The organism is Pseudovibrio sp. W74 (genome assembly GCF_001623085.1).
Lineage (GTDB): Bacteria > Pseudomonadota > Alphaproteobacteria > Rhizobiales > Stappiaceae > Pseudovibrio.
Genome location: NZ_LMCJ01000028.1, coordinates 1 through 5,247, shown reverse-complemented (window position 1 = coordinate 5,247; position 5,247 = coordinate 1). Strand labels below are relative to the sequence as shown.

5 protein-coding genes are annotated in these 5,247 nt (G+C 51.3%); 3 read left to right on the top strand and 2 right to left on the bottom strand.

Features of this window, described 5'->3' with window-relative positions; translation table 11 throughout:
* On the top strand, positions 1-1,246 hold a 1,246-nt coding region (locus PsW74_RS18745), incomplete at its 5' end, for an ATP-binding cassette domain-containing protein (protein WP_244277875.1).
* A 174-nt stretch (positions 1,247-1,420) separates the two neighbouring features.
* On the opposite strand, the gene PsW74_RS18740 is transcribed toward PsW74_RS18745, so the two are convergent.
* Together PsW74_RS18740 and PsW74_RS18735 are read right to left on the bottom strand one after the other, a co-directional pair.
* Positions 1,421-1,741, bottom strand: a complete 321-nt coding sequence (locus PsW74_RS18740) for a carboxymuconolactone decarboxylase family protein (protein ID WP_057462788.1) — start codon at positions 1,739-1,741, stop codon at positions 1,421-1,423.
* Positions 1,742-1,953: 212 nt separating this feature from the next.
* Positions 1,954-2,640, bottom strand: a complete 687-nt coding sequence (locus tag PsW74_RS18735; protein WP_208981836.1) for a potassium channel family protein — start codon at positions 2,638-2,640, stop codon at positions 1,954-1,956.
* Between the two features lie 479 nt (positions 2,641-3,119).
* Between PsW74_RS18735 and PsW74_RS18730 the strand changes: the two genes are divergently transcribed.
* Positions 3,120-3,587, top strand: a complete 468-nt coding sequence (locus tag PsW74_RS18730; protein ID WP_063288126.1) for a hypothetical protein — start codon at positions 3,120-3,122, stop codon at positions 3,585-3,587.
* A 355-nt stretch (positions 3,588-3,942) separates the two neighbouring features.
* The gene (gene lepB / locus PsW74_RS18725) at positions 3,943-5,040 is read left to right on the top strand and encodes a signal peptidase I (RefSeq protein WP_206599938.1); all 1,098 of its coding nucleotides are present in this window, start codon (positions 3,943-3,945) and stop codon (positions 5,038-5,040) included.
* Positions 5,041-5,247: the final 207 nt, after the last annotated feature.

Sequence of the window (5,247 nt, the reverse complement as noted above, 5' to 3'; positions counted from 1 at the left end):
TATTTCCCGCCGTATGGACCAGGGTTTTGCCAAGTTTGAAGAGTGGCGGGACAAGGTTTTTGAAGAGGAAGAAAAAGAGCAAGCGCGGCTGAATGAGAAGATCCGGCAGGAAGAGCATTGGATGGTTTATGGCGTGACTGCGCGTCGTAAGCGGAATATGCGGCGGGTGCGGGAGCTGGCTGATCTGCGTCAGAAGCGCAAGGAGCATAAAGGACCGCAGGGCAGCGTGAAGATGGCTGCCACTGAGGGGGATATCTCCGGCAAGCTTGTTTCTGAGGCCAAGCACATCGGCAAGACCTACGAAGAGCGCCCGATCGTCAAGGACTTCTCCACCCGCATTTTGCGTGGGGACCGGATTGGCTTTGTGGGACCGAACGGGGCTGGCAAGACCACCTTGCTGAAGATGCTCACTGGCGAGCTTGCACCGGATGCAGGCACGATCCGCCTTGGCGCCAACCTGCAGATGATCACGCTGGATCAGAAGCGCGAGAAGCTGGACCCCAATGACACGCTCCTCAATGCCATGACAGGTGGCAGCGGGGACATGGTTATTCTTGGCGACACCTCCAAGCATGTCATGAGTTATCTCAAGGACTTCCTGTTTAAGCCGGAACAAGCGCGCACCCCTGTGCGTGTGCTTTCAGGCGGGGAACGGGGACGTTTGCTGCTGGCGCGTGCGCTGGCTGCTCCTTCCAATTTGATGGTGCTTGATGAGCCGACCAACGATCTGGACCTTGAAACACTGGACCTGCTGCAAGAGCTGATTTCTGATTATCCGGGCACCGTCCTGCTTGTGAGCCATGATCGTGACTTCCTTGACCGCATCTGCACCAGCATCATTACGATGGAAGATGAGAGCGGCAATTGGGGTGAGTATGCTGGCGGTTACACCGACATGGTGCGCCAGCGCGGTGAAGGCGTGCAGGCGCGTAAAGTTGCCAAGGCGGACAAAGCCTCCAGTGCTGCGAAGGAGGATAAGTCTTCTACTGCAGCGCCGAAGAAGGAGACCAAGAAGTCCGGCCTCAACTTTACTCAGCAGCACCGCCTCAAGGACATTCCAGGTGAGATTGAAAAACTGGAAGCGAAAATTACTAAGGGCCAGAAGGAGTTAGAGGATCCAAACCTGTTCAGCTCCAATCCGGACCGTTTTCACAAAGTGATGACCGCTGTTGGGAAGCTGCACGAGGACCTTGCTGCGCTTGAAGAAGAATGGCTGGAGCTGGAGATGCTTGCCGATGAGGGCTAAGCACCTCATATCCTTATGACTTTAAGAAAGGCTTCGGAGGTTTCCGGAGCCTTTTTTGTTTGCGTTGTTTTGTGCGTTCATTTGCGTTGTTTGGGAGAAACCAGCGTTTTTTATGAATCTGGTCGCGTGGTACCACTGGTGCTCAGAGGCCGGCTTATCCCCCTGCCCGCAGTGTTATTCATCATGCTCTATCATGTGGGTGCCGTGGGTGATGGCGCTGCTGGCGCGGATGGCAGCGGCGATGAAGACGACTTCGGCGAGCTCCTCATCTGTGGCGCCGCAGACCTTGGCGTTCTCGCGATGGATCTCGATACAGTATGGGCATTGGGTGGTGAGTGCGGCGGCCAGTGAAATGAGCTGCTTGTTCTTTTTGGAGATCACGCCGTCGGACATGGCCTCTGCATTGAAGGCGATGAACATCTTCCAGGTTTTACCGGTTGCCAAAGAACTGAACTTCTTCAGCTTGCGCATATTGTCCATGGAGAACATTGGCATGGGCGACCTTCCGGTTGGCTCAGGTTTTTCCGGGCAATTAAAACAGGCTGCGCTTAATAACCACCAATGAAACCCGTTCAGCTTTAATCAGGATCAGACGGGTCGCTTTCATTCTTTATTTTGGAAAAAAGCCGCAGGCGCTATTTTTTAAAAGGGCTGCGGGCGCCATTTTGGAAAAAGCCGCAGGCGCGGGTTTGCAGCTGTAGCGCACATCAGTCCTTCTTTTTCGGCTGTCTGTATTTGAGGAATTTGCCGACGATGATGGCGGTGAGCACGACCATGTAGAACTGGCCAGCCAGCCCAACAATGATTGCGGCCTTTCGAGCGATGGGTGTCAGCGGAACGATGTCGCCGTAGCCGATTGTCATCAGCGTGATGAAAGCGGCGTACATGAGGGCTTCTTCCTGTGAATGGGTCTCTACATTTTCTATGGGCAGGCCTTTAAAGGAGCCCGGGTGCACGTGCTCGATAAGTATAAAGAGAAAGAACGAGACCATGCCGATTGAAATGTAGCCGCTGAGCACCCCCAACACCACGCGGTAGTTTTCTTCAAACGTCCTGAGCATCTCATCAATCAGCACGACGGCCACCACAGCATGGAAGGCAAAGAAAATCACAATTTGCGGAACCAGGGGATCGATTGTCGGAAAGATTGGCGTGTCAAGAAACGACAGGATCAGCGAGCAGGCAAGCAACACGGCGACCAACCTGAAAAACTGCCTTCTTTTTAACGTAATGAGCATGCCGGTTGCGATGTTGAAGCTATAAAACGCGTTGAAAACAGGCGTGTCCAGTGTCTGGCCCGGCAAGATCAAAGCGCCGAACATGAGCATCATCTGACTGAAGAGAAACACTTCAATCCGATAATCAAACAGACTCTTTAGAGATTGCGACCGCACCGGGGACCCCAGTTTCCTTTGTTATTTTGCGCTAATTTTCGCAAAAGAAGGCTAAAGAATGGGAAATCTGGCGGGTGGGTTTGCCCATGAAATTTGGGAGGGTGTCAGTGCGTAGCAATCTTGCCTCATGCCTTTCTGTCTCACTCCCCGCATGCGACGTTGAGCCGAGTTATGTGTTTGGAAAAACACACGTTATGCATGTCTACATTTAAGAGTCTCAAGTTCACTTATGTATTATTGACTCAGATCAACAATAAATTACTAGAAACACAACTTATTTTCGACAAGCCTGAAGCAAGTTTGACTATAATATTCTCAAAAAAGACACACACAAAACTACATTTCGTCATTTTTTCCTACAACAACTTACTAGATCGATAATATGCAGGATAAACTTAAAAGTTTAACTTACTCATATTTTCGGGCAGTGCGAAATTACTAAATTTTTTACTTCTAATAAAGTAAAAGGAAAATTTTATATGCGGTACAACTTCAATCCTGATTACTTCAATTTCGGCGGTGCTCCTAATCCTGGCACCAACAGCATTTCATCTGGCAACAACTCGGTTGCACCAGGGAACACAGTCAACACCACAGGAAACACGATCACGACGCCGAATGGAACCATCACAGATGGCCCTGCTCCAATTTCCTATGACAATCCATATGATGATTTTGACTTCGGCAACCTTGGCGGCAACAGCATCAACACCGGCGGCAATGTTGTAACCGGATCCGGCAACTCCGTCACAACCGGTGGCCACCATGTTACTGGTTCTGGTGTTAATCTTGATACTGGAGGTCACACGGTCGTTGGTTCTGGCATTACTATAGATACCGGTGGCCATAGCGTTGGCAATCCAATGGATTACGATGGCGCTGATTATGGCGGCTATGACGCGGCCTCAGATTACAGCAGCTTTGATTACGGCGACTTCTTCCTCTAAGCAGCCCCACGCTCCAGTCTGAGCCCCTTTTCTGACTGGAGCGTACCCACTTTTGTTGCAGCTGATCAGCTGTGCCTCCGGTGCTTATTTCGAGGCTGCGATCGAGAGTTGCAAACACTCAGGAGATGACGGCACAGGTTTAAGCGCCACCACCTCACCTCTTCGCCGCCTCACCTCCCCACCGACGTCATCCCGGCCCCCGAGCCGGGACCTAGGGCGGCGTATACTGAGGCTGGTTTGGAGACTACACAAAGTCGCTTCCAATCTGATGCGTCATTCCAAGGAGAAGATACCGAGAGGCTCTACCTCGCCGCTCTGGTTCCCGCATCGCGCTGCGCTTGTGCGGGATGACGGCATGAGGGGATCTGCCATCACTCCATCACCTCAGCTCCCCACCGACGTCTTCCCGGCCCCGAGCCGGGATCTAGAGCGGCTGCTAATGTTTTATCGTTCCAATTACTTAGTAAAGAGTATGTTGACTGCATTGCTACCTGTGATAGCGGTCTCTCTGTGTTTTAAACGAGTTGAGACTGCAGTGGTGATTAAAGAGCGGAAGTGGTGGGTAGCCCTTTTATTGCAGTTCTATTTTGGGAGTGGCTACATCTATCTGGGTCGCCCCGTGCGACTAGCTGCTTATGTTGTTTTCCTGATCTTTTCTGCAGTTGCAGGCCTACTACCTCCTCCCGATTTCGTGGAAGTCCGCATTTATACATTCGGTATTAGTGCGGCAATGATGCTTGTTTCTGTCTTTGTGCTGGTTGATGCAATCCGCCTTGCTTTCTTGCAAAAGGACTACAAGCTCAGGACTTACAACAGATGGTGGGTCTATCTTCTCTACTGGACTGCGATGTCTGTGGCGTATGGCGCTGCGATGTTTATGGCGGCACCCAATCTCAAAATTCCTTATTACGCCGCGCCTTATACGGAGAATGCCCCAGGTCTTATTCCTGGAGATACAATCTTTGCAGAAATCTGCGATGGCCCATGTTCGGGCCTTCGCCGTGGTGACATGATTGTCTTCAACGTACCTGAACTTGGACGGCGTACCTACACTCGCCGCATTATTGGCTTGCCTGGCGATCTGATCCAGATACAGAATGGTATCGTGGTTTTAAATGGTACACCTTTGAAAACACAAAGGTTGCCTGATGACTTCAAGTTCACCGACTTCTTCAATGAACAGTTGGTTCGCTCTCAATATGAAGAGGCATTTCCAAATGGTCGAAAGCATTTGATTTTGCGTCAGAACCTAAAGGGGACAATTGTCCATACTAACCCTTATCGTGTTCCAGAGGGCCGGTATTTTGTTATGGGGGACAACCGTGACAATCTCACAGATAGAGAGCTCATCAGAAACGTTGGCTCCATCTCTGCAGAACACATTTTTGCAAAGACCTCCTTCATCTATTGGTCCGATGACCTAAGCCGAATTGGTACGCTGATTAACCCCTAGAGCTTGGTGGCTATGGATCCCGGCTCGGAGGCCGGGAAGACACCGAATGGGACAGGCTTGCGCTAATGCCTCTCTTCGCCGTCATGCCGGACGGAGCGGAGTGGAGATCCGGTATCCAGTACTGAGATGGTGAGTTGTGGCGGGGGTGGCTCTGGGTCCCTGTGTGTTTGTTTTGTGCTTGAATGGTAGCGAGGCGGAGGTCGTTGG